This is a genomic window from Janthinobacterium sp. HH104, assembly GCF_001758715.1.
GTDB classification, from domain to species: domain Bacteria; phylum Pseudomonadota; class Gammaproteobacteria; order Burkholderiales; family Burkholderiaceae_D; genus Janthinobacterium; species Janthinobacterium aestuarii.
Genome location: NZ_LRIB01000013.1, coordinates 592,617 through 616,378 on the forward strand (window position 1 = coordinate 592,617; position 23,762 = coordinate 616,378).

At 64.1% G+C, this 23,762-nt stretch carries 18 protein-coding genes and 1 pseudogene; 6 read left to right on the plus strand and 13 right to left on the minus strand.

The window, feature by feature from the left end; genetic code table 11:
- Positions 1-51: 51 nt before the first annotated feature.
- The gene (acpA, locus tag JAB6_RS03485) at positions 52-2,172 is read right to left on the minus strand and encodes an acid phosphatase (protein ID WP_070301379.1); all 2,121 of its coding nucleotides are present in this window, start codon (positions 2,170-2,172) and stop codon (positions 52-54) included.
- A gap of 163 nt (positions 2,173-2,335) precedes the next feature.
- On the opposite strand from acpA, the gene JAB6_RS03490 reads away from it, so the two are divergent.
- Both JAB6_RS03490 and JAB6_RS03495 read left to right on the plus strand, forming a co-directional pair.
- Entirely contained in the window at positions 2,336-3,616 is a 1,281-nt protein-coding gene (locus JAB6_RS03490; protein WP_083292503.1) for a cytochrome-c peroxidase, read from the plus strand.
- Between the two features lie 137 nt (positions 3,617-3,753).
- Positions 3,754-4,086: a hypothetical protein gene (locus JAB6_RS03495; RefSeq protein WP_034747273.1), complete on the plus strand. Its 333-nt coding sequence runs from the start codon at positions 3,754-3,756 to the stop codon at positions 4,084-4,086.
- 30 nt (positions 4,087-4,116) lie between these two features.
- On the opposite strand, the gene JAB6_RS03500 is transcribed toward JAB6_RS03495, so the two are convergent.
- The 4 genes from JAB6_RS03500 to JAB6_RS03515 form a co-directional block, all read right to left on the minus strand.
- On the minus strand, positions 4,117-6,168 hold the full coding sequence (locus JAB6_RS03500) for a GGDEF domain-containing protein (RefSeq protein ID WP_254671445.1): 2,052 nt from the start codon (positions 6,166-6,168) through the stop codon (positions 4,117-4,119).
- Between the two features lie 183 nt (positions 6,169-6,351).
- A complete protein-coding gene (locus JAB6_RS03505) occupies positions 6,352-8,160 on the minus strand; it encodes an ABC transporter ATP-binding protein (RefSeq protein ID WP_034747276.1) in 1,809 nt (602 codons plus the stop codon).
- The gene (locus JAB6_RS03510) at positions 8,150-9,901 is read right to left on the minus strand and encodes an ABC transporter ATP-binding protein (protein ID WP_070301380.1); all 1,752 of its coding nucleotides are present in this window, start codon (positions 9,899-9,901) and stop codon (positions 8,150-8,152) included. Before JAB6_RS03510 ends, JAB6_RS03505 begins: the two co-directional genes overlap by 11 nt.
- Positions 9,902-10,066: 165 nt before the next feature.
- Complete coding sequence (locus JAB6_RS03515) at positions 10,067-10,915, minus strand: phasin family protein (protein WP_070301381.1); 849 nt, start codon at positions 10,913-10,915, stop codon at positions 10,067-10,069.
- 380 nt (positions 10,916-11,295) lie between these two features.
- Between JAB6_RS03515 and JAB6_RS03520 the strand changes: the two genes are divergently transcribed.
- The 3 genes from JAB6_RS03520 to JAB6_RS03530 are packed head-to-tail and all read left to right on the plus strand — an operon-like array spanning position 11,296 to position 13,646.
- The gene (locus tag JAB6_RS03520; RefSeq protein ID WP_070301382.1) at positions 11,296-12,570 is read left to right on the plus strand and encodes an amidohydrolase family protein; all 1,275 of its coding nucleotides are present in this window, start codon (positions 11,296-11,298) and stop codon (positions 12,568-12,570) included.
- Between the two features lie 36 nt (positions 12,571-12,606).
- Positions 12,607-13,125 carry a GNAT family N-acetyltransferase gene (locus JAB6_RS03525; RefSeq protein WP_034747283.1) on the plus strand — a complete coding sequence of 173 codons (519 nt, stop codon included), beginning with the start codon at positions 12,607-12,609 and terminating at the stop codon, positions 13,123-13,125.
- Positions 13,122-13,646, plus strand: a complete 525-nt coding sequence (locus tag JAB6_RS03530; protein WP_070301383.1) for a GNAT family N-acetyltransferase — start codon at positions 13,122-13,124, stop codon at positions 13,644-13,646. The genes JAB6_RS03525 and JAB6_RS03530 overlap by 4 nt, the downstream gene beginning before the upstream one ends.
- Here the strand turns inward: JAB6_RS03530 and JAB6_RS03535 are convergent.
- The 8 genes and pseudogenes from JAB6_RS03535 to JAB6_RS03565 all read right to left on the minus strand — a co-directional run bounded on the left by JAB6_RS03535 (position 13,643) and on the right by JAB6_RS03565 (position 22,155).
- A complete protein-coding gene (locus JAB6_RS03535; protein ID WP_070301384.1) occupies positions 13,643-14,566 on the minus strand; it encodes a hypothetical protein in 924 nt (307 codons plus the stop codon). The two genes, JAB6_RS03530 and JAB6_RS03535, sit on opposite strands and share 4 nt — an antisense overlap.
- Positions 14,567-14,591: 25 nt before the next feature.
- Positions 14,592-14,762 (minus strand): annotated as a pseudogene (locus tag JAB6_RS28845) (IS110 family transposase); the annotation flags it as partial.
- Positions 14,763-14,863: 101 nt separating this feature from the next.
- On the minus strand, positions 14,864-16,111 hold the full coding sequence (locus tag JAB6_RS03540; protein WP_070301385.1) for an ROK family transcriptional regulator: 1,248 nt from the start codon (positions 16,109-16,111) through the stop codon (positions 14,864-14,866).
- A 78-nt stretch (positions 16,112-16,189) separates the two neighbouring features.
- The gene (locus JAB6_RS03545; RefSeq protein WP_070301386.1) at positions 16,190-18,817 is read right to left on the minus strand and encodes a glycoside hydrolase family 32 protein; all 2,628 of its coding nucleotides are present in this window, start codon (positions 18,815-18,817) and stop codon (positions 16,190-16,192) included.
- Positions 18,818-18,861: 44 nt separating this feature from the next.
- A complete protein-coding gene (locus JAB6_RS03550) occupies positions 18,862-19,317 on the minus strand; it encodes an RbsD/FucU family protein (RefSeq protein WP_070301387.1) in 456 nt (151 codons plus the stop codon).
- Complete coding sequence (locus JAB6_RS03555; RefSeq protein ID WP_070301388.1) at positions 19,310-20,107, minus strand: ATP-binding cassette domain-containing protein; 798 nt, start codon at positions 20,105-20,107, stop codon at positions 19,310-19,312. Before JAB6_RS03555 ends, JAB6_RS03550 begins: the two co-directional genes overlap by 8 nt.
- On the minus strand, positions 20,107-21,042 hold the full coding sequence (locus JAB6_RS03560; RefSeq protein ID WP_175444479.1) for an ABC transporter permease: 936 nt from the start codon (positions 21,040-21,042) through the stop codon (positions 20,107-20,109). The genes JAB6_RS03555 and JAB6_RS03560 overlap by 1 nt, the downstream gene beginning before the upstream one ends.
- Positions 21,043-21,162: 120 nt before the next feature.
- Entirely contained in the window at positions 21,163-22,155 is a 993-nt protein-coding gene (locus tag JAB6_RS03565) for a sugar ABC transporter substrate-binding protein (protein ID WP_070301389.1), read from the minus strand.
- Between the two features lie 302 nt (positions 22,156-22,457).
- On the opposite strand from JAB6_RS03565, the gene JAB6_RS03570 reads away from it, so the two are divergent.
- Positions 22,458-23,720 carry a sugar ABC transporter substrate-binding protein gene (locus JAB6_RS03570; protein ID WP_254671446.1) on the plus strand — a complete coding sequence of 421 codons (1,263 nt, stop codon included), beginning with the start codon at positions 22,458-22,460 and terminating at the stop codon, positions 23,718-23,720.
- Positions 23,721-23,762: the final 42 nt, after the last annotated feature.

Sequence of the window (23,762 nt, forward strand, 5' to 3'; positions counted from 1 at the left end):
ACGCCCGCCGCGGTCAAACCGGGCGGGCGAATTTTTCAGCCTTACTCAGCCTTACTCTTGCGGCACCAGCGCCAGCGCGGCGCTGAAGTCGCCCATCGGCTTGCCGCCATTGGCCACCAGCGCCTTGTCGCGCGTGCTCAAGCCATCGAGCACGGGCAGGGCGAAGCGGTGCGTGATGGCGCGCAGGATCGAGGCTGAATCGTATTGCGTATGGTCGACCAAGCCCTTTTTCACGTATGGCGAGACGAGGATGGCCGGCACGCGCGTGCCCGGACCCCAGCGGTCGCCCTTCGGCGGCGCGGCGTGGTCATAAAAGCCGCCGTTCTCATCGTAGGTGACGATGACCAGCATGTTTTTCCATTGCGGACTTTTCTTCAGCTGGGCGATGACGCTGGCGATGTGCGCGTCGCCATCGGCCACGCTGGCGTAGCCCGGGTGCTGGTTCAAATTGCCCTGCGGCTTGTAGAAGGTCACGGGCGGCAGCTTGCCGGCGCCCGCGTCGCTGAGGAACTGGCTGTCGAAGTCGCGCAGGTGGGCGGCGCGGTAGGCGGGCGCCTTTACGGGGTCCATGTTGGCAAAGTAATTGAACGGCTGGTGGTGGAACTGGAAGTTCGGCGGATTCGGGAAGCTGCCGGCGCGCGCGCCGGCCGTGGCCAGGGCCGTCGTATCCTTCCAGGCGCCCGCATACCAGGCCCAGTCGATGTTCTTGCCGGAGAGCAGGTCGCCGATATTCGTCTGCGTTTGCGGCGGCAGCGTGTTGGCCTTGCCCGTGTCCGCATACAGCTTGCTGCTGTCGCCCGAGGCGGGCGCGTTGCTGCTGGGCTGGAACGGCGGCTGCATGGTATTGACGGCGTAGAACATGCCCGAGCTGTCGGCCGGCGTCAGCGCGCCGTCGTTGGCATAGGCGGGCGCGCCGTTCAAGACCGTGCTTGGCGCCGAGGCGGATGGCGTCAGGCGCACGAAGTTGCCGTTGGCGTCGACGTCGATCTTGGCGATCGAGCCTTTCGCCACCGAGGTGGCGGCGTTCGGGTAGGTGGGCGCGCAGGCGCAGATCAGGTACTGGTGCGTGAGGAAGGAGCCGCCAAACGCGCCGATGAACAGGTTGTCGGCCAGCGCATATTGTTTCGCGATGTCCCACAGCTGCATCTTGCTGCCGTCGTAATAGCCCATCGACAGGCCGCCCGCATCGGAATACGCGGCGAACTTATCGTTGGCGCCGCCGTTGATCTGCATCTGGTTGTTGTAGAAGCGGTGCACGAGGTCGCGCGTGATCACCGATTGCGGCAGGTACAGCGGGCTGCTGGCATCATCGATCTGGAATGGCTTGTTGGGCAGGTTGGCCGATTGCGCCTGCGTGATGACGGTGCTCTGGCCGGCCGCCGTCATGCCGCCCCAGGTGGGCGGCAGCACGGGCAGGGTGCTGCCGTCGATGTCTTTCTGCGGCACATAGGCGGCGCTTGACGTGGGGTTGACGCCCGGTACGCCGTTCGCGCCGGGGAACAGGCCGTACAGATTGTCGAAGCCGCGGTTTTCCGCATAGATGACGACGATGGTCTGAATATTGTTCAGCGCCAAGCTGCTATTCAGTGCGGTCAGCGCATCGGCGGGCGCTGCCTGCGCGCTGGCGCTGGCGATCAAGGCCGTCACGCTGGCGTTTTCCGCCTTCAGTTTCGCCAGTTCGTCGCCGCTGGCCTTGTTGAAGTCCGACGCCAGGCCCGCTTCGGACACGCCGATGCGCGCGGCCAGCTTGCCGCTGGCGGACGCAAAGTCGCCGCCATTGCCATCCATGACTTGCGCCAATTCCGTCGACAGGGCGCTGACGAAGGCGCTGTGCCCGGCGGGGGCGCGCAGCAGCAGTTTTTGCGTGACCTTGGTGCCTGCGTCGCCGACGACTTCATGGCGGATGGCGTCCGTGCCGATGGTCACCAGCACGGCGCCCTGGCCGTCGAGTGTGTAGCTGCCGTCGGCGGCCGTGCGCACGGGGCTGGATGCGCTGTCGCACGTGAGTTTGGCGCTGGCGCTTTCCAGGCACACCTGGGCGTTTTCATAATAGCTGCCGATCACCTGGCCTGTGGTGCTGGGCGTGATCGCATAGTTGCTGCCGCAGGCGGCCAGGCCCAGCGACAGCAGGATAGGCAGGGGACGTAAGACAGGGTGGGAGTGCGGTTTCATGTGCATGCCTTTTGGGTGGAAAACGTCGCATGCTAGGCAGGCAATATGTCAGCTGCGTGACATGTCAGCGCCTGTTACATGACGTAATGTACGGACCTGATACATTAGGTTTTGCAGGGTTTTGTCACGCAGCTGTCACATGCCATTGCTACGCTGCCAGCCCATGATGAAAACGAACTCCACCTTGCTGCTTGCCGCCGTGGCCGCCTGTCTGCTGGCCGCCTGCCATCCTGCAGCGCAAAAAGAAGCCGTCGCCAAGCCCGCCTATCTGTCGGGCGCCTACGCGCCCACCCTGCAACGCCAGCCTTCCGTGGCCCAGATGACGGCCATGGGACGGGCCATGTTTTTCGAGCCCAGCCTGTCTGTCTCAGGAAAAATGTCGTGCGCCAGCTGCCACAGTCCCGAGCACGCGTATGGCCCGCCGAATGGCTTGGCGGTGCAGCTGGGGGGACCAGAGTTAAAAGATGCGGGCACGCGCGCCGCGCCCTCGCTGCGCTACCTGCAGACGGCGCCCGCCTTCACCGAGCACTATCACGACGACGATGGCGATGACAGCGTCGACGCGGGTCCCACGGGCGGGCGCAACTGGGATGGCCGCGCCCAGTCCGGCCACGAGCAGGCGCTGGCGCCCTTGCTCTCCAAACGCGAAATGGGCAACCGCGATGCGGCTGCCGTCGTCGCCAAATTGCAGGCCGGCCCCCTGGCGGCGCAGTTCCGCCAGACGTATGGCGCCGATATCTTCGCGCAGCCGGGCCAGGCGCTGCGCTGGGCGTTGATGTCGCTGGAAGTGTTCCAGGAAAGCCCGTTGGACTTCTATCCATATACGAGCAAGTACGACGCCGTGCTGCGCAAGCAGGCCGTTTTGAGCCCGCAGGAAGCGCGCGGCCTGGCCCTGTTCAACGATGAGCTCAAGGGCAATTGCGCGTCCTGCCATATCAGCCAGATTACTTCCGGCGGCGCCTTTCCCCAGTTTACCGATTACGGCTTGATCAATATCGGTGTGCCGCGCAATGGCAAGCTGCCTGTCAACGCGGACCCCGCGTACTTCGACATGGGCTTGTGCGGTCCGGACCGCACCGACTTGATGGAACATAAAGAGTACTGCGGCAGCTTCAAGACGCCGTCCCTGCGCAACGTCGCTCTGCGCAAGGTGTTCTTCCACAACGGCAGCTTTACCAGCCTGGAGCAGGTGCTGCGCTTTTACGTGCAGCGCGATACGGCGCCGCAAAAATGGTATCCGATGGATAAAAACGGCAAGGTGCGCAAATACGACGACCTGCCGCCCGGCCTGGCGGCGAACGTGAACGTGGAAGCGCCGTTCGACCGCCAGCCGGGCCAGGCGCCAGCCCTGAACGACAGGGAGATCGCCGACGTGATCGCCTTCCTGCACACCCTGACGGATGGCTATCGGGAACCTCGCCCGGCACAGGGAAAACATGGCTAAAAGATATCAAGATACCATTGCTTACAACTACGCCACAAAAGCCTGTTTTTATGTGCGTTAGCGCACGCTAGAAAATTTTAGGCAGGTGTATATTGCGAACTGATCTGTGTCTTTTGATAACAACGAAAGGGAATACCATGAAAGCAAGCAAAAATTGGATGACCGTGTGCGCCGCCGGGATGATGGTTGTGGCACTGGCTGCCTGCCAGAAGAAGGATGATGTCGCCGCCGCCGGTCCTGCGGAACAGGCTGGCCAGAAGATCGATGCGGCCGCCGCCAAGGCTGAAGCCGACATCAAGGATGCCGCTACCAAGGCCGACGCTGCCGTGAGCCAGGCCGCTGCCGATACGGGCGCCAAGATGGACCAGGTCGCCGCTGACGCCGACAAGAAAATGAGCGAAGCGGCCGATGCCGTGGGCAAGAAAGTGGAAAAAGCCGGCGAAAAGATGCAGGACGCCGCGCACAAGTAAGCACGCCATCAGCGCTCCCCGCAGCTGCCGTCAGGTGATGGCGGCTGCGGCGACGCCTTCGCTGGCCTGGCCGCCTGATACGGCCGTCCCTGTCTTGTCCATCCCGTCCGTTCCCCCCAGCACCACGCTCAAATCGACAAAGCCGTCGCGCCATGCGCGTTCCAGGTCTTGCTCCACCGCTTCCAGTGTCGTTTTTTCCACCTGCCGAAAACCGCGCAAGCCATACGCCCGGTTGCGCCCGTGCGCCTTGGCCAGGTACAGCGCCATGTCGATCAGGTTGACGCTGCGCTCCCACGTGAGGGGCCGTCCCAGCGGCGCCAGCGGATAGGGCGCAAAGCCGACGGACACGTGCACCTGGATGGCCTGTCCCTGGTAGTCGATGCTTTGCGCCGCCATGCCGTTGAGGATGCGCCGTGCGATGTCGTCGAGCCCGTCGCGCGCGACGGCCGGCAGGAAGGCGAGGAATTCCTCGCCGCCCCAGCGCACGATCATGTCCGTTTCGCGCAACACGTCGTGCAAGGTTTCGGCGATCGTCGTCAGCACGAGGTCGCCCGCCGCATGGCCGTAGCCGTCGTTGATGTGCTTGAAATGGTCGACGTCGAGCAGGAACAGCGCGCCCACGACATCGCCGCCGGCATAGGATGGCTGCGGCTTGCCCGCATGGCTGCGCATGAATTCCTGGAAATGGCGGCGGTTGTACAGGGCCGTCAGCGGGTCGCGCGAACTCTGGCGCTTGAGTTCCTGGTTTTTCACCTTCAGCTGCACGTTCGCGTGGCGCACCTTGCGGTATAGCAAGCCGACGATGGCGGACGCCATGGCCAGTACCAGCGCCAGCAGCCACCACACGCGCTGCTGCAGGCGGCGGTTGTCGATTTCCGTGCTCTTCAGCTGATTTTCGCGGCTCAGCAGTTCGATCTGGCGCTGTTTCTTTTCCGCCTCATACTTTTCTTGCAATTCGTACACGGCCTTTTGCCGCTGCTTTTCGAACAGCTGGTTGGAAATGCCGCGCTCGCGGTGGTACGCCGTGACGGCGCCGCGCAGGTCGCCCGCCTTTTCCAGCGCCATGCCGTATTCCAGTAACACGGCCTGCATTTCCGGCTGGTTGGCCGTGCGTTCGTAGTAGGCCAGACCCGTGGCCACGCTTTGCTTGCCTTCCTGCAACCGTCCCTGGCCGATCAGCGCCTGGCCGATATTGAGCCTTGCCGTCGCTTCCACCTGTTCATCGTTGACGAGGCGCGCCGCCGTGATGGCTTCATTCGCGTAGCGCAAGGTTTGCGCGTAGTCGTCTTCCTTCAGGTAGCTGTCCGACAGATTGACGAGGGTGACGGCGACCATGCCGCGCGCGCCCAGCTGGCGTTCCAGCGCCAGGGCCGCCAGCAGGGCGCGCTGGCCCCGCCGAGGCTGCTGCGCGTCGAGCGCCAGCCCGTATTCCGTATTCTTCGCCTGCGCCATGCGGCCCGGCGACGCCAGGGTGCTGGACACGGCCAGCAATTCATCGAGCACCTCGAAACCCTTGTCGTATTCGCGCATCTGCGTGTACAGCAGGGTGAGGGCATTCAGGGCGGCGGCCAGGCTGGACGGGGATTTGCTCTGGCGCGCCAGGTCGACGGCCGCCTGCAGCTTGGTCAGCGCAAACGGGAAATTGCCTTCCTCGGCCCACGACTGCCCTGCGCTGATGGCCGCCTGCACGCGCACGGGCAGGTCGTCCGTGCGGTTGGCGATCTTTTCCGCTTCAAAGGCCAGCAGGTGCGAGGCGCGGCGCTCGTTCCGGGCAAACGTGATGTAGGCCTTGTTGAGCATGCCCTTCGCCAGCGCCACATCGCTCTTGTTCTGGCGGGCGTAGGCGATCAGCTCCTCGGCCAGCTGCATGGCGATATCGTTCTGCCCCAGGCGCATGCGGGCGTGGCTCAGTTGGGTCAGGAATTCCGCGCGTACGGGCAAGGGAGCGCTGCGCGCCTGCGTTTCGACTTCTTGCAGGCGCTGCAGGGCGCGCGCGGGCACGAAGCGGCCATCGTCGCGCACGGCGGTCAGATACTCCTCGAGGTTGCTGCCGGCCTGGGCGTGCGCGGCAGGCGGCAGCATGCAGGCCAATACCAGCAGCCAATGCGCCTTTCGCCATGATGCCCGTCTCTGTCTGCCTGCCAACGTCCCGCTCCCGCAATGACCACCTGTCTGTAACAGATTATATTCTGTTGCAATCAAGAAATATCATGCGCACCGCAGAAATTTGCGAAAGTGCACACGGCGGGCGTTGACAAGGCGCCATTACTGCGCCAGCTGCTGCAGCAGGTACAGGCGCTGGTACAGGCCGCCTTCAATCTGCATCAGGGCGTCGTGCGGCCCCGCTTCCGTGATGCGGCCGTGATTGAGCACGATGATACGGTCGGCTTCGCGGATGGTCGACAGGCGGTGGGCGATGGCGATGATGGTGACCTTGCCGCGCAACTCGTTGAGGGCCAGCTGCACGATCTGCTCCGTCTGGCTATCGATGCGCGACGTCGCTTCGTCGAGCAGCAAAATGCGCGGCTGGCCGGCCAGCGCGCGGGCAATGGCGATCAGCTGCTTCTGCCCCGACGACAGGCGCGAGCCGCCTTCGCCCAGCGGCGTATCGTAGCCGTGTTCCAGCGCCGCGATGAAGTCGTGCGCATGCGCGGCGCGCGCGGCCGTCTCGATCTGTGCCTGCGTGTAGCCGCGGCCCATGTCGATGTTTTCGCGCGCCGAGGCGGCCAGCAGGAACGGGTCTTGCGGCACCAGGCCCACGTCGGCGCGGAAGTGCTCGTTGTCGATGCTGTCGAGGGCGACGCCATTGATGGCGATGCTGCCCTGCGTGACGGGGTAAAAGCGCAGCAGCAAGGACAGCAGGGTCGACTTGCCGCTGCCTGTGTGGCCGACGATGCCAAAGAACGCACCTTGCGGTATCGTCAGCGACAGCTCGTGCAGCACGGGCTGGTTTTCCACGTAGGCGAACGTCAGCTTCCTGATGTCGACGGCGGGCAGTTCGCTGCCCGTTTGCGCCTGCCGCAGGGCCGGAGTTTCCCGCCCCTGCGCATGTTCGAGCGCCTGTGCTTCGTCGAGCAGGGCCGAGACGCGCGCCGTGGCCACCACCGACTGCTGCAGCTGGCTGAACTGCATGGTGATCTGGATCAGCGGTTCGATCACGCGCGCGATGTAGCTGATGAACGCATACAGCACGCCCACTTCCACGGCGCCCATCTCGCGCCGGCCGAAGCTGAAGATGACGACGGCCAGCAGCACGATGTTGAGCATGTCGAGCGCGGGGCGCAGCAGCCAGGCGTTGGCGCGCAATTCCTGCATGCGCGCCGTGTAGTGGTCCTGGTTGATGCCCGTGAAACGCGCGCCGAAGCGCTTTTCCGCGTTATTCGCCTGCAGCACGCTCATGCCGCCGATCGATTCGGCGATCTGGCCGTTGATCTCGCTGCGCAGGGCGCGCGCGCGCGTGACGGCCGGCGCGCTCCAGCGCTGGTACAGGAAGACGATGACCAGCACGGCCGGCAGCAGGGCCAGCACGATCAGCATCAAGCGCCAGTCGAGGAAAGCCATGGCGGCCATGGTGCCGACCAAAACGATGGAGCTGTCGAGGATGACGAACAGCACCTGCACGTACAGCGATTTCACGGCTTCCGTGTCGTTGGTGACGCGGCTGACCAGTTGCCCCGTGATGGCGCGGTCGAAAAAACTCATCGGCAGGCGCAGCACGTGCTGGTACACGGTTTCGCGCAGGCGCTGCACCGAGCGCATGGCCAGGCCGGATAGGCGCACCAGCTGCAGATAGCGCAGGCCGGACGCGACCCAGCCCGTCAGCAGGCAGCCGCCCAGCAGCAATGACATGCGCGTCCAGTCGAGGTGGCGCGGCAGCAGATGCTGGTCGATCAGGGCCTTGCCCAGGATCGGTCCCGTCACTTCGAGGGCGGCGGCGATGATCAGCCAGAACGTGGCCCAATACAAATGGCGCAGGTCGGGCGCGGCGGCGCGGCGCAGCAGGCCGATCGCTTGCGCGGCCTGGCGGCGCACGGATTGGGTGGCTGTATCTGTTTGTACTGTCTTAGATGGCATCGAGGCTGGCCTCCAGTTGTTGATAGCGCCACTGGCTGGCATACCAGCCGTCGCGCTGCATCAGCGCGTCGTGGTTGCCCGTTTCCGTGACGTGGCCGTCGCGCAGCACCAGGATCAGGTCCGCGTTGACGACGGCGCTCAGGCGGTGGCTGGCGATGATGGCGCTGCGCTCGGGGCGGCGGGCGCGCAGTTCTTCCAGGTGCTGCAGGATGCGCGTTTCCGTGCCCGTGTCGACGGCGGACAGCGCATCATCGAGCAGCAGCAAGCCGTTGTCGGCCAAGAGCGCGCGGGCAATCGCCACGCGCTGGCGCTGGCCGCCGGACAGGGTGATGCCTTTCTCGCCCACGTGGGTGGCATAGCCTTCGGGAAATTGAAGGATATCGTCGTGGATGTCGGCCAGCTGCGCTGCCCGTTCCACTTCCTCGCGCGTGGCGCCGGGACGGGCCAGGGCGATATTGTCGGCGATGGTGGCGGAGAACAGGAACGACTCCTGCGGCACCCAGCTGATGGCCGCGCGCAGCGCGTGCAGGGTGTAGGCGTCGAGCGGCTGGCCATTCCACGTGGCTTGGCCTGATTGCGGCGTCACCTGGCGCAGCAGCACGCGCAGCAGGGTCGACTTGCCGCTGCCCGTCGGGCCCACCAAGCCCAGGGTCTGGCCCGGCTGCAAACGCAGCGAGATGCCGGACAGTGCCGGCACCGTCTGGCCCGCGTAGGCAAAGCCGACGTCCTGCAATTGCAGGGGGCCGGGCGTGAGCGTGGCGATGGTGCCGTGGTCGTCGATGGCCAGCGGCGCATCGAGCATCGGCTGCAAGCGCTGCCAGGCGGCGCGGCCCCGTTCGATCAGGGACAGCACCCAGCCGGCGGCGAACATGGGCCAGATCAGCTGGCCCAGGTACATGGAAAAGCTCGTCAGCGCGCCGATGGTCAGCTGGTCTTGCCACACGAGGTAGCCGCCCAGCCCCAGGGTCAGCGCCGTGGCGGCCGTCAGGGTCAGGCCGACGGCCGGTTCGTACGCCGCTTCCCAGCGCTGCGCCGTCAGGCTGGCGTTGGCTGCATGGCCGGCCAGGGTGGAGAACTGCTTGCTGCTGCGCTCTTCCAGGCCCAGCGCGCGCAAGGTGCGCACGCCCGACAGCGATTCCTGCACATGGTCGTTCAGCGCGGAAAAACGTTTGAGTGAATCCGTCGACGCCGTGTGGATATGGCTCGAGATGCGCCAGAAGGCCAGTCCCATCAGCGGGAAGGGCAGGAGGGCGATGCAGGCCAGGCGCCAGTCCACGCCCAGCAGCATGATGCCGAGCACCATCAGCAGGGTCAAAGTGCCATCGAAGCCGGCCAGCATGGCTTCGCCGGCGGCCATTTCGATGGCGTCGATGTCGTTCGTCGCCAGTGCCATCAGGTCGCCCGTGCGCTGGTTCTGGTAGAACGACGCGCCCTGCTGCGACATGCGCGTGTAGAAGCGCGTGCGCAGCATCACGCCCAGCTGGTAGGCGGCCTTGAACAGGGTGATGCGCCAGCCCACGCGCAGGAAGTAGATGACGACGCCGACGGCGAGCAGGGTCAGCAGCTCAAGCCACAGTTCGGCCGCCGTCATGCGGTGCGCGGCCAGCGCGTCGATGATGGCGCCCACGCGGCGCGGGATCCAGACGGTCAGTGTTGCCACGCCTGTCAGCATGACGGCAGCGGCGGCATACGCCGGCCAATGCTGACGCACGAAGCCGGCGATGAGCCTCGATAAACTCATGGTTACCTTTTGTTTTTAGTAATGGGGTGTCGCGGGGCGGAAGGACGGGCACGCGGACGGAAAGTACGCGTAGGATACAACAAGGTGGAAAAGCGCGCTGTGGACGGGCACGCAAAAAACGGGCCGTAGCCCGTTGTTTTGCTGCGTCAGTGCTGTGCGCGAGGCTTACTTGCGGCCGCTGCCTTTAGCGCCACCCAGCATGTCGAGCTGTTTCGATGGCGTGCCTTTGGGCGCTGCCTTGGCTGCCGGCTTGGCGGCTGGCGCAGGGGCGTGCTTGACGGCGGCCTTGGCTACGGTCTTGCCGGCGGCACTGGCTGGCTTGGCGGCCGGTTTGCTCGAAGGAACTGGCTTTGCAGCTGGCTTGGCCGGTGCCGGCGCGGTGGCTTTCGCCGGTGCTGCGGCGGTGTGCGCCTGTGCGGGCTTGGCCGCTTCCGGCTTGGCTGCCGGCTTGGCTTCCACCGCTTTCACGGCTGGCTTGTCGGCGGCTTTCTCGGCAGCCTTGGCAGGCGCTGCTTCTGGTTTGGCCGCCGGCGCGGCGGCAGGCTTGGCGACAACGGGCGCTGGTGCCGCTGCTGGCGCTGGCGATGGTGCAGGCACAGCGGCAGGCGCAGGTACAGCTGCCAGCGCAGGCTTGGCTGCGGCAGGAGCGGGTGCGGGTGCGGGTGCGGCGACAGGCGCGGCTTCGTCGAGGCGGGCCTTGGCCGAAGCCAGTAATTCCGCCTGGGTGCTCGAGGCGATGCCGAACAGCTGGCGGCTGTAGGCCAGCACGCTCTCGATGTTCGGTTGCGCCTGGCTGGTGCTGTAGCTGAAAAAGTCGCGCGGGTCCTGCGTTACCAGTAGCTGCTGCGCCGTTTCCGCCGTCTGCGAGATGGCGGCCTTGCCGGCGTTCAGGTTCAGCGCGATGATTTTCTCGGCGCTTTCAAAGACTTTGCTGGTGAGGGTGCTGAAGATTTGCAGCTGGCTTTCCAGTTGCGACTTGGCGGCGCTGGAAAATTGTTCAGGAAGCGGAAACATATTTACTCCTTTGTACGGATTAAAATGCTGGCAAAACGCTCTGCAAAATCCCGAAAACCAGAGTTGGCCGCGTTTTGTAAAGTAGGTAGCGTGCTAAACAGCTGATCATAGACTTTTTATGATGCAACGCAATATGAATATTCTAGCGGTGATTCGAGTTAGTTGAAAGCTATTTTCTCAAGGGCGTGTACCGCGTGCCGGCTTCATTCATGCGCCTGGCAGCATTTGCGGTAAGTTTGCGCGTGCGCAAAGCGTTGTCAGGGAATCTATGGCTACGCTTTTGCCAGTGACTGTATTCTTGCACTGCAGCATGCTTGAAAAGATACGATGACAATGCACTCGAAACACCAGGTACCGTAGTCAACCGAAGGAGTGTCCGCATGGACCTTGTCATCCGCAATGCCAGCCTGCCCGACGGGCGCCGCGCCATCGATATTGCCATCGAGGGCGGCCGCATCGCCGCCGTCGGCCCCGCCTTGCCTGTGACGGGCGCGCAAGAGATCGATGCCGCCGGCGACCTCGTCACGCCGCCGTTCGTCGACGCCCACTTCCACATGGACGCCACGCTCAGCTATGGCTTGCCGCGTGTGAACGCCTCCGGCACCCTGCTCGAAGGCATCGCCCTGTGGGGCGAGCTGAAACCGCAATTGACGCAGCAGGCGCTTGTGGATCGCGCCTTGCAGTATTGCGACTGGGCCGTGGCGCGCGGCTTGCTGGCCATCCGCTCGCACGTCGATATCTGCGACCCGCGCCTGCTGGCCGTCGAAGCGCTGCTCGACGTCAAGCGGCAAGTGGCGCCATATCTCGATTTGCAGCTGGTGGCGTTCCCGCAGGACGGCATCCTGCGCAGTCCCGGCGCCTTCGATAATCTGAAGCGCGCGATCGCCATGGGCGTCGACGTGGTGGGCGGCATCCCGCATTTCGAGCGCACCATGGCCGATGGCGCGGAATCCGTGCGCCTGCTGTGCGAATTCGCCTGCGAACGGGGGCTGATGGTCGATATGCATTGCGACGAATCGGACGACCCGCTGTCGCGCCACATCGAAACCCTGGCCTTCCACAGCCAGCGCCTTGGCATGCAGGGCAGGGTGACGGGCTCGCACCTGACGTCCATGCATTCGATGGACAATTATTATGTGAGCAAACTGCTGCCCCTGATCCGCGAGGCGGGCGTGGCGGCGATCGCCAATCCCCTCATCAACATCACCCTGCAGGCGCGCCACGATACGTATCCGAAGCGGCGTGGCATGACGCGCGTGCCCGAGATGCTGGCCGCCGGCATTCCCGTCGCCTTTGGCCACGACTGCGTGATGGACCCATGGTACAGCCTCGGCTCGGGCGACATGCTGGAAGTGGCGCACATGGGGCTGCACGTGGCGCAGATGACGGGACAGCAAGCGATGCACGACTGCTTCCTTGCCGTGACGGAAACGCCGGCGCGCATCCTGGGCCTCGATGGCTACGGCATTGCGCCCGGCTGCCATGCGGACTTGCTGATCCTCGATTGCGGCAGCACCGTGGAAGCGCTGCGATTGCGCGCGGCGCGGCGCCTGGTGCTGCGGCGCGGGAAAATCGTCAGCGAAGCGCCGCGCGCGCAATCGCGCCTGCACCTGCCGGGGCGTCCGGACAGCGTGAACTTCCGCCTGGGCCGCTGATACAATCAGCCATCACTTGTTATCGGGAGCACCGACTTGAAAGAAATTGATATCCGCCCGGCCAGCGAAGCCGATTTCGACGCCATGTGGCCGATCTTCCAGACCCTGGTGGCCGGCGGCGACACGTATTCCTTCCCCGCCGATACCACGCGCGAAGCGTGCCACGCCTACTGGTTCGGCCCCGGCGTACAAAGCTTTGTCGCCACCATGGGCACGGAGCGCCTGCTGGGCATGTACAAGCTGGTGGCGAACCAGCCTGGCCATGGATCGCACGTGGCCAATGCCTCGTTCATGGTCGACCCGGCCGCGCAGGGCGTGGGCGTGGGCCGCCTGCTGGGCGTGCACTGCATGGAAGAAGCGCGCCGCGCGGGCTACCTGGCGATGCAGTTCAACTTCGTCGTCAGTACCAACCTGGCCGCCGTCACCTTGTGGAAAAAACTGGGCTTCACGGTGGTCGCCACCTTGCCGCTGGCCTACCGCCACGCGCAGCTCGGCTATGTCGACGCCTACGTGATGTACCAGCTGCTGACCGACCCGATGCAGTGGCCGGCATGAGCGGCGCCGTCACCGTGATCGAGACGCCCCGTCTGCGTCTGCGCACCGCCAGCGTCGATGACGCGGCGTTTTTCCTCGGGCTGGTAAACGAGCCGACCTGGCTGGCGACCATCGGCGACCGTCAGATCCATACCGTGGACGCGGCGCGCGCGGCGCTGGAAACGGGGCCGATCGCGCAGCAGCAGGAACTCGGCTACTCTTTCTATATCGTCGAGCACCGCGCTGACAACGTGGCAATCGGCATGTGCGGCCTGATCAAGCGCGCCACCATGCCGGGCCCCGATATCGGCTACGCGCTGCTGCCCGCGTATTGCGGCCAAGGCCTGGCCTGGGAGGCTGCAGCTAGCGTGCTGCGCCATGCGCGCGACGTGCTGTGCCTGCCGGCCGTATATGGTCTCGTGTCGCCGCAGAACCAGCCTTCGATCAACTTGATCAACAAGCTCGGTTTGCGCTTCGAACGCTTTTCGCGCCAGCCCATCGTCGGCAAGGACATCAATATCTATCGCAAGAGTTTTTCTTAATCAATTCTCAGGCACCGCGTCCAAGTCGAACCATCGAACTGCATGACATCCTTGGCTCCGATGGACCACATGATGCCGTCGGCCGCGCTCAGGTGATAACAGGTCAGCGGCACGTCGTCGCCGAAGTCGACGGGCCTGAGCTTGCCGTCCTCGAGCCGGTAGACGCAATGGGTGGAAGACACATAAAGCTGTCCATTGAACACCTCCATGCCCCAGAGGTCTTCCTGCGTGCTTTCATGTTCGATCATTTCCCATTGGTCATGGCGTCCGCGTAGCAAGGTGCCCAGCTGTCCGCAGGCGTAGACAAAGCCATCGGGTGCGCAGCGAACCTTGTGGAGAGCGAGCTGGGTCGGGCTGTTCTGCCGGGTGAAGAGGGCGCCGTCGTATTGCCAGATTTCGCCTTCCCAGCCGACGGTGTAGATTTCCTGTTCGCTGTAGCCATCGATGGACTCGAAGCTGGTGTCGGTGATCGGGGTGTCGCCGACCTGGGCGCTCTGGTCGATGCATCGCCACTGGTCTTCGCCTTCGCGCACATAGGCCTGCCGGCAGGTGCCCACGGCATAGGCCCGACCGTTGGCGATGCCGCGGATTTCACGCAGCGGGCCGCGTTTTTTGGGGTCTGCGCCACAGCTGGCAATGGATTCTTCCAGTACAGTGCCGCCACCACTGGCTTCTACTGACCCATCGGTCCCCAGCGCCAGGTAACGTTCGGCCGGCACATGGCAGACTGTTCCGGAACAGGCGAGCCATGGCACTGTGCCGGCGCCCCAGGTTCCACAATCCAGAGAAATCAGTAACGAACCAGTGTAACCCTCGCTGATAGAGAGGTCGTCCGTGGTAATCAAATAGCCGAGGTCTGAGTAGCGAACGACTCCGGTACCAATGCTGAGTCCGCTGAATCGCGGGTCTCGAGAGTCCATGTTGGTCTCCTGATATGAGTAATTAAGTTCTTGCTTTCACGAAACCTTGACGGACTCGGTGGCGTGACAGCACCGCGTCCGTCTTGATCGGTATAAACCGCATGCCGGGCCGGGTCACCGCTTCGCAGATCGCTTGCGCATCGGCAGCATTGTTCGTCTTGACGTGCGGCTTGACGAATTGCGGCGCCATCAGCTTCCATCTTCATGGTAGCCGCTTCTTTCGTTTGGAGCCGGATACGCCCCCTGTTTGGGCACCTCAATACCGTTTGAAGGAGGGCGTCCGGTCCATTAGAACATTTACTTGAGGAACAGGTCCCGGTCCGGTGCGAAATGCGCGTACAGGGGCAGGAAGGCGCCGCCAACGGCGCGCGCGTCGGAGCCGACGGTGCCGCCGAGCACCTGCGGCCGGGCGATGCCCTCCCAGCTATAGCATTCCAGCGCGCGCTCGACCTGGGCCAGCAATTGTTCGAGCAGGCCGCGGTCGAAGGAGCCGTCGATAATCACCCCCTCCAGGTCGAGCAGGCAGGTGGCGCTGGTGATGCTCAGCGCGATGGCCCGCGCCGCGTCGTCGAGCCAGGCCGCGGTGTGCGTGACGAACGGTTCCTGCAGCGCGCGCGCGTCGTGGGCGGCGGCCGGATCCAGCCCGGCCAGGGTGTACAACTGCTCGAGGTTGAACAGGGAAGCGTCGCCCAGCAACTGGCCCGGCGGGTTCCTGGCGCCTGCCGTGGCCATGCCGAGCGGCAAGGAGCCGACCGCGCCGGCGTTGCCGTGCAGGCCGCTGTGCAAATGGCTGTTGATGACCAGGCCGCCACCGATGAAGATGTCGACGAAGATGTACAGGAAGTTCTTGATGCTGCGCCCGCGCCCCAGCACCAGCTCGGCGACGCAGGCGGCGGCCGTATCCTTGGCGAACTCGACCGGCAACGCAGTCATCGCCTGCACGCGCTGGCCGATGTCGATGCTGTCCCACGCGTTGGCCTGCTCCGGCGCCATCTCGAGCAGATTCTGCCAGCCGCCCAAGCCCAGCGGCGCGGCGATGCCGACGCCGCACAGGCGCGGCAGCAACTTCGGTCCCAGCAGCACGGCCATGCTTTTGAGCGCCGACTCGATCTGGCCGAACACGGTGTCGGGGACGGGAAAGGAGTAGGGAAACGACAGGCGCTCGCGCGTCTTGCCGACGAAATCGACCAGCAACACGTCGAGGCTGCGCCGGCCGATCTTGATGCCGATCGAGAAGGCGCCGTCCGGATTGAGCATGATGGGCACCGACGGCTGGCCGACCTTGCCGCGCACAGGCGCGCGCTTGCTGACCAGGCCGTCGTCCAGCAGGCGGTTGATGATCAGGGATATCGTTTGCGTGCTCAGATTGGTCAGCCGGGCCAGGTCGGCCTTGGGCATGCTGCCGTGCAAGCGTACGGCCTGCAGCACCACCCGCTCGTTGAACTGGCTCATGCCCATCTGGTTCGAGCCGCGCGGCTGCAGCCATGGAACATCGTCGATGGCTGCTTGCGGCGCGCACGCCTCTTCGGTAAAGCTGTCTGACATGGCGGGGCGGGTCCGGTTTCTACAGGCGTAAAGAAGGACATTTTATTACATATCCGACGCCCCGCCAGTGAAGCAGCTTTAGCGCTTGGCCCAGATCGACTTCAAAGGCCAGATGGTCAGCTCTTTCAGTGTTGCCGCGCCGCCCACGGCGAACAGCGCGACACCGTTGCTGGACGGTTGCGGGAAGATCTGGTCGGTCAACACCACTTCGTTGCCCGCAAATACCATCACCGACGAGGTATCGACCACGATGCGCAGGTCCACCGTGCCGGTGCGCAGGGGCAGCGGGGCGGTATGGCGGGCGGCAAAGCTGGCGTTGAAGCTGGCGTCGCCCGATTTGCTGCGGTCGATGTAGACCTCGCCCGCCACCGCGTCATAGCCGATGACGGTTTCTTCGCCATTCGTGCCGGTGCGCACCTTCAGGCCAAAACCGGTGGCGCTGCCCGGTTGGAATTTGGCCACGATGTCCAGGGCCTGGCCCGGGGCGGGGGCGATAGCGAGTGCTTGCACGCCGGCGGCCACCGAACGGTCCTGGGCGCTGTACAGCGCTTTGCTGCGCAGTGTGCTGAAGTTGTCCACCGGCTGCTGCACCAGCCGCACCTGGCCGGCTATGGTGCGCAGCGTGAATTCCCGGGCGAAGGTCTGCGCGCTGCGCCATGGGGTGGTGGGCGTGTTGCCGGCGTAGTCCCAGTTGCTCATCCAGCCCAGGCCGATGCGCTTGCCATCGGGTATGCCGTTCCAGGTCACGGCGGCATAGAAGTCGGCGCCGTAGTCGAGCCAGTTGGCCTCTTCCTTGGCGCTGTCTGAAAAGACGATATGGTCGACCAGGATATGGCCCCAGCCGCCCGTGTTGTTGTCCACCACCTGGATCTGCGCGCTCTTGCCGCGGTAGGCGTCCACGTTCCAGCTGCGCCAGTTCAGGGTTTCGGCATTGGCGCCGGTTGCGCTTTTGACCACCTGGCCGTTCACCAGCAGGTTGACCGTCGTTTCATCGCTGACGGGCTTGGCCGGCTGGTCCGATGCCTCGAACACGTCGGCAAGGATGTGTCCCCAGGCGCCGTCGTTGTCGTCGATGATGACGATCTGGGCCTGCTGTCCGGCGAACTCGCGCACGTCCCAGTTTGTCCAGTTCAGTTCAGAGTCCGCCCCGGTGGCGCTGCGCACCACCTTGCCGTTGACCTTGAGCACTACCGCCACAGGATTCGGGCTGTCATAGGGATGGTTGCCGCCCCCGACGAGGAAGTTGATATAGGCCCTGGAAATGGTGAAGGTGGGCGACGTCAGGCTGCCCTTGGGCGTGTCGCCGGCACCGAAGAAGGAATTGAACACACCCGCGCCCAGCTTGCCAGCTGCCGCTTGCCGGTCGGCGTCGCTTCCGGCGGCAACCTTTTGCCCCACCAGGTCGCCGGCGGGCGTCCAGCCCAGGTCGGCGTAGGTGGCATTGGCCGGGCCTTCAAAACCGGCGCCCGGGAACAGCAAGGTTCCCGCAGGCACCGTGCCATCGCCCGCACCGGCCAGACGCGGATGGCGCCCGCCGCCGACCATCAGATTGATGTACTTGCTGGTGACGGTAAAGGCGGGCGAGGTGAGCGTGCCCGTGGCGCCGTCATCCTTGCCCAGCCGGTAGGTGTCGAGCAACTGGCTGCCTTGGTTGTCGGCCACGCCATGCGAGGGGACCACGGGCGTCTTGCCTGCAAAGTCGCCCGTCGATGCCCAGCCGGTGGCATCGAAGCTGGCCGCTTCAAAGTCCTGGTAGACGGTGCCCGTGGGGGGCTTCTTGTCGATCATGCTGTTGGCGTCGGCCACAAAGCGCGTGCCGTCGAATTTCCCCACAAAATAATGCGCTCCGGAACCACCGGCCACCGAGCCAGGGTTGATGTTGATGTTCATCACCCATTTGCGTTTGCTGGCGTCGCCATCGACGGGCAGCTCGAACAGGTCGGGACATTCCCAGATGCCACCGACCGCGTTGGCCGGGCCAAAGGCGCTCATGTAGGTCCAGTCGCGCAGGTTTTTGGACGAGAACAGCAGCGCCTGGTGCTTCTCCGAGGCCACGGCAACCATGACCCATTTTTGCTCCGGTGCATACCAGAAGACTTTTGGATCGCGGAAATTTTGCCCTTCGGTTTCAAACGGCGCCGGTGGCGCGGCAATCACCGGGTTGGCGGCGTACTGCGTCCACGTGCGTCCCCGGTCCAGGCTGTAGGCGATGGACTGGGACTGGGTGTTGGGGGCGAGCACCTGTCCGTTGGCCAGCGTTTTTCCTTGCGGGTACACACTGGTATAGATGGCCACCATGGCAGGCTTGCCGGCGCTGCCAAGGCCGCTGGTATTGTTGGTGTCGACCACCACGCTGCCGGAGAAGAACATTTGCGTGAGCTTGCCGCCAGCGTCTTTTTCCGCCGTCAGGGCGACGGGCAGCTCGTTCCAGTGCAGCAGGTCGGTGCTGACGGCGTGGCCCCAGGACATGTCGCCCCAGGTATTGCCGTTCGGGTTGTACTGGTAGAACAGGTGGTATTCGCCGTCGTGGTAGACCAGTCCGTTAGGATCGTTCAGCCAGTTTTTGGCGGCGGTGTACGAGAGCTGGGGGCGGTAGGTTTCCAGGTAGATGGACTGGGGCGGCCCGCTGGTGCTGTCGCTATCGCTGCCGCAGCCCACCAGCAGGGTGGCAAGGCAAGAGGCGAGAACAGGGAAGTGCTTTGACATGGTTGTCTCCTTATATTGTATGTTTTATGCCAGCTGCACGTTCCTCAGCCCGCCAGCGGATCGCTGATCACACCCTTCTTGAACAGGAAATTGGCGTACGGTTGCATTTCGCCCGTCTGCACGATGGCGTAGGCGCCCTTGACGCGTTCGTAGAAGGCGAAGCGCTCGACCGCCTCGCATTGCTCGGGCGTGGCGGCGCCGCTGGCGGCGATCTGCTCGAGCATGGTGCGCTGCAGCGCCGACAGGTAGCCGTCGGCGGTGTTGCATACCTTCATGAAGGCGACCGGCTGGTCCACCATGGCGTCGAGCGGAAACACCGACAGCAGCGCCGCGCTGGCGCGCTGCAGGTCGATGCCGGGCAGGCGCACGAGCGGCTTGCCCTGGCCCAGGGTCTGGCTGGTGAAGTTGGCGTCGACCAGCACGATTTCCTCGCCATGCCCCATTTCGCACAGGATCTTCAGCAATTCCGGGCTGAGCAGCGGATCGATTCCCTTAAGCATGGGCTTCCTCCGGAAATTCTTCGGCGCTCTTCGCGCCCGTCATCACTGCCACGGTGTCGGACATGCTGATGTGCTTCGGGTTCAGCACGGCGACGCGCTTGCCCAGGCGCTGCACGTGGATGCGGTCGGCGATCTCGAACACGTGCGGCATGTTGTGGCTGATCAAAATTACCGGCAGGCCGCGGTCGCGCACATTGCGTATCAGTTCCAGTACCATATTGCCCTCCTTTACGCCGAGTGCGGCGGTTGGTTCATCGAGAATCACGACATGTCTGGCAAACGCCGTGCTGCGCGCCACGGCCACGCCCTGGCGCTGGCCGCCCGACAGGGTGCCGACGGCTTGCTTCATCGAGCGGATGCCGATTTTCAGATCGCGCATATGGGCTTCCGCCTCGGCCAGCATCCGCTTCTTGTCAATGCAGCGCAGGAAGCGCGACAACATGCCCTTGCGCAGCAGTTCGCGGCCGAGGAACAGGTTCTCGGCGATCGTCATGGCTGGCGCCACGGCCAGGTCCTGGTACACCGTCTCGATACCGTAGCGGCGGGCGTCGATCGGCGACTTCAGATGGATCGGCTTGCCGTCGAGCAGCATCTCGCCCTCGTCGGGTACGAGGGCGCCCGACAGGGCCTTGATCAGCGAGGACTTGCCGGCGCCGTTGTCGCCGATCACGGCGAGTATTTCGCCCGGCAACAAATCAAAATCGGTGCCGTCGAGCGCGGTCACGCTGCCGTAGCGCTTGACCAGGCCGCGGGCCTGGAATACCGGTTGCACATGCGTCGTCATGTTCATCAACCTTTCTTGTGTGTCAGTTGATCGGTGGCCACGGCCAGGATGACCAGGATGCCCGTCACCAGGATCTGGTACACCGAGGACACTCCCATCAGGGTCAGGCCGTTGCGGAACACGCCGACGATCAGCACGCCGACCAGGGTGCCCATGATCGAGCCACGCCCGCCGAACAGGCTGGTGCCGCCGAGCACGACGGCGGTGATGCTGTCGAGGTTGTCGGTCTGGCCGCCCTGCGGGTCGCCCACGCCCATGCGCGCCACCGACATCAGCGCGGCGATGCCGTAGCACATCCCGGCGATCATGTAGACGCCCAGCAGCACTTTATTCGTGGCGATGCCGGTCAGGCGGGCCGCCTCCGGATTGTTGCCGACGGCGTACAGGTGGCGGCCAGGCGCGGTCTCGCGCAGGTACAGCCAGGTCAGCACGTACATGCCCAGCATCAGCACGGTGCCGTAGGTGAAGGTGGCCTGGCCGAGCTGGAAGGTGTTGCCGAAAAATCCCATCGCTTCCGGCAGGCCGGTGACGGTCTGGGCTTGCGAATACAGCTGCGTGACGGCGAAGGCAATGTTCATCGTGCCCAGCGTGACGATAAACGCCGGCAGCTTGATCGAGGTCACCAGCGCGCCGTTGATGAAGCCGATCAGCACGGTGACGGCGATGCCGCACCCGATCGCGAGATAGGGGTTCATGCCGAGGTCGACGGCGAATTTGGTCATGATGACCGAGCCCAGGGCCATGGCCATGCCGCAGGACAGGTCGATGCCGGCGGTCAGGATGATCAGGGTCTGGCCGATGGCGATGATGCCGACGACCATGACTTGCTGCAAGATCAGGGAAAAATTCTGGCTGCTGAGGAAGCGGTCGCTTTGCGACGCAAAGAACACGCAGGCGGCGAGCAGGGCAATGACCGGGCCCAGTTTAGAGAGCGGCGGCATAAATGTCGGAACGGTGGAACGCATCTGTTATCCATATTCAAGAGGGGAAAAAGGAGGCGCGCAGGCGGCCGCGCGCCGGCAAGGCAGATCGCCTTGCCGAACGCGGCTGACTGCGTGGATTTATTTACCCCAGCAGGAGTTCAGGCCGAACGCCGTGTCGCGGCTCTCGACGCCCGCTTGCTGCTTGTCGCTGATCAGGGTGACGCCGGTATCGACGTAGCCGCTGGCCTTCTTCCCGTTCTTGGCGTACTCGACGCCGGCTTCGACGCCCAGGCCCGCCATGTTCAGCGGATACTGCTGCGAGGTCGCCGCGATGACACCGGCCTTGACGTCGCGCACGCCGGCGCAGCCGCCGTCGACCGAAACTATCATCACGTTCTTTTCCTTGCCCAGGGCCTTGAGCGCCTTGTAGGCGCCGGCGGCGGCCGGTTCGTTGATGGTGTACACGAGATTGATGTCGGGATTTTTCTGCAGGCAGTTTTCCATCGCCGTCTGACCCTTGCCCTGGTCGCCGAAGCTGTCGGCCATGCACACCACGTCGGCGGTTTTCGCCGGCCCGACCGTCTTGGCGCTGATGCCCGGCGCGCCATAGCCGGCCAGGAAACCGTTGTGGCGGGCTATCCCCACCGGATGGCCGGGGAACAGGTCCAGCATGGCGATCTTGACGGGCTTGCCGGCGAAGGCGGCCTTCGCGTATTGGCCGATCAGCAAGCCGGCCTTGTAGTTGTCGGTGGCGAACAGCGCGTCGGTGGCGTCCTGCGGCTCGGTCGGGCTGTCGAGGGCGATCACCAGCACGCCGGCCGCGCGCGCCTTCTTGATGGCCGGCACGATGGCTTTTGAATCGCTCGGCGTGATCATGATCGCCTTGGCACCGGCGGCCACCATGTTTTCAATCGCCGTCACCTGGCCGGCGTTGTCGCCGTCGGCGCGTCCGGCCGCCGTCAACAGCTTGGCGCCTTTCAGTTTCGCGCGTTGCTGCGCGCCTTCTTTCATCTTCACGAAGAAGGGGTTGGTATCGGTCTTGGTGATCAGGCCGACGATCGGTTCCTCGGCCATGGCGGCGCCGCCGGCTGCCGTCAGGACAGCCAGTGCGATGCATTGTTTGACGTTCATTGTGTTGTCTCCAGAATCTATTTATTTTTTACCGGGAGGCGATTGCCTCGGCCTGGGGGCGGCCGTCAATGCGGTGCCCGAGCCAAATATACGCCCGGCTGATTAATAAATCAAGCGGCTTTATATATTGTGTGTGGTAAAAAAGATCAGCCCATCGCGGCCGGCATGGAGGCCGTTTTGCTGAAAAATAGTATTTGAAAACTGGCCGCTTTTGCAGTGGTGGCAGATGGACTTTGTTTTTATAGTTGGCATACCGGTGGAAAACCGCCGGACTATAAAAATGGAGACGTGTTATGAAAATCATGACTGCTGTTGCATGGGGCACCCTCATGTCCGCCGGGTTTGCAGACGCCTCGGCGCAAAGCTGCTCGGTGCCCGTGATCAAGGTGCTGGCGCAAAAAAGCCTGGGCCTGACGGTGATGGAAAAGACCCTCGCCGAGTATGAAAAGAAAAGCGGCACCAAGGTACAAATCAGCTATTTCGGCGAAAACGACCGCCGCTCGAAAGCCCGCCTCGATGCTTCCACCAAGGCCGGCTCCTACCAGATCTATTACATCGACGAAGCCAACGTGGCCGAATTCGCCACGGCCGGCTGGGTCGTCCCCCTGCTCAAATACCTGCCCAAGGACGCCGACTACGACGACTTTCTGCCGGGCCGCCGCGCCGTCGCCTCGTACAAGGGCGTGGCGTATTTCGCGCCCCTGATCGGCGGCAGCGATTTCCTGTTCTACCGCCGCGACCTGCTGGAAAAAGCCGGCATCGCCGTGCCGAAGACGCTCGATGAACTGGTCGCCGCCGTCAAGAAAATGAATAATCCGCCGAATGTGTATGGCTGGGCGGCGCGGGGCCAGCGCGGCTCGGGCATGAATGTGTGGCGCTGGGCGCCGTTCATGCTGGCCGCCGGCGGCAAGTGGGAAAACAACGGCGTGCCCGCCTTCAATTCGCCGCAGGCCGTCAAGGCCACCACCCTGTACCGCGAGCTGTTCAAGTATTCGCCGCCGGGCGGCGCCACCTACGACTGGAGCAACGCGCTCGAAGCGTTCAGGTCGGGCAAGGTGGCCTTCATGATCGAGTCGACGCCGTTTGCCGACTGGATGGAAGACCCGAAAAAATCCTCGGTGGTCGACAAGGTCGGCTATGTGCGCCCGCCAGCGCCGCTGCCATCGGCCGCGTATGGCCACGGCCTGGCCATCTCCGCCACGGGCGCGAAAGATGAATGCACGCGCCAGGCGGCCGGCAAGTTCATCGCCTTCGCCACGGGCAAGGAGCAGGAGCAGGCGCGCCTGAAGGACAACGTCTTCAGCGACTATAACCGCACGAGCACCATCAACAGCGACTACTTCCGCAAGCACGTCAAGCCGCAGATCCAGGCGGGCCTGACGGACACCACGCCCGTCTCGCGCGTCACCATCTGGCCCAGCCCCGAGTGGCCGGACATCGGCGACAACCTGGGCGTAGTTTTGGAAGAAGTGTTTACGGGCACGCGCGGCGACGTGCAAAGCGCGTTGGATGAGGCGAATGAGTATGCGACGGAAGTGATGCAACGGGCTAAGAAACGTCAGTAAGCCCGTATCGCCGACGACTCCGCTAGCTTAAATCAGGGGTCA

Coding starts and splice junctions, on each gene's coding strand:
- acpA (WP_070301379.1), bottom strand. CDS start 2,172: ATGAAACCGCACTCCCACCCTGTCTTACGTCCCCTGCCTATCCTGCTG.
- JAB6_RS03490 (WP_083292503.1), top strand. CDS start 2,336: ATGATGAAAACGAACTCCACCTTGCTGCTTGCCGCCGTGGCCGCCTGT.
- JAB6_RS03495 (WP_034747273.1), top strand. CDS start 3,754: ATGAAAGCAAGCAAAAATTGGATGACCGTGTGCGCCGCCGGGATGATG.
- JAB6_RS03500 (WP_254671445.1), bottom strand. CDS start 6,168: ATGCTGCCGCCTGCCGCGCACGCCCAGGCCGGCAGCAACCTCGAGGAG.
- JAB6_RS03505 (WP_034747276.1), bottom strand. CDS start 8,160: ATGCCATCTAAGACAGTACAAACAGATACAGCCACCCAATCCGTGCGC.
- JAB6_RS03510 (WP_070301380.1), bottom strand. CDS start 9,901: ATGAGTTTATCGAGGCTCATCGCCGGCTTCGTGCGTCAGCATTGGCCG.
- JAB6_RS03515 (WP_070301381.1), bottom strand. CDS start 10,915: ATGTTTCCGCTTCCTGAACAATTTTCCAGCGCCGCCAAGTCGCAACTG.
- JAB6_RS03520 (WP_070301382.1), top strand. CDS start 11,296: ATGGACCTTGTCATCCGCAATGCCAGCCTGCCCGACGGGCGCCGCGCC.
- JAB6_RS03530 (WP_070301383.1), top strand. CDS start 13,122: ATGAGCGGCGCCGTCACCGTGATCGAGACGCCCCGTCTGCGTCTGCGC.
- JAB6_RS03535 (WP_070301384.1), bottom strand. CDS start 14,566: ATGGACTCTCGAGACCCGCGATTCAGCGGACTCAGCATTGGTACCGGA.
- JAB6_RS03540 (WP_070301385.1), bottom strand. CDS start 16,111: ATGTCAGACAGCTTTACCGAAGAGGCGTGCGCGCCGCAAGCAGCCATC.
- JAB6_RS03545 (WP_070301386.1), bottom strand. CDS start 18,817: ATGTCAAAGCACTTCCCTGTTCTCGCCTCTTGCCTTGCCACCCTGCTG.
- JAB6_RS03550 (WP_070301387.1), bottom strand. CDS start 19,317: ATGCTTAAGGGAATCGATCCGCTGCTCAGCCCGGAATTGCTGAAGATC.
- JAB6_RS03555 (WP_070301388.1), bottom strand. CDS start 20,107: ATGAACATGACGACGCATGTGCAACCGGTATTCCAGGCCCGCGGCCTG.
- JAB6_RS03560 (WP_175444479.1), bottom strand. CDS start 21,042: ATGCCGCCGCTCTCTAAACTGGGCCCGGTCATTGCCCTGCTCGCCGCC.
- JAB6_RS03565 (WP_070301389.1), bottom strand. CDS start 22,155: ATGAACGTCAAACAATGCATCGCACTGGCTGTCCTGACGGCAGCCGGC.
- JAB6_RS03570 (WP_254671446.1), top strand. CDS start 22,458: ATGACTGCTGTTGCATGGGGCACCCTCATGTCCGCCGGGTTTGCAGAC.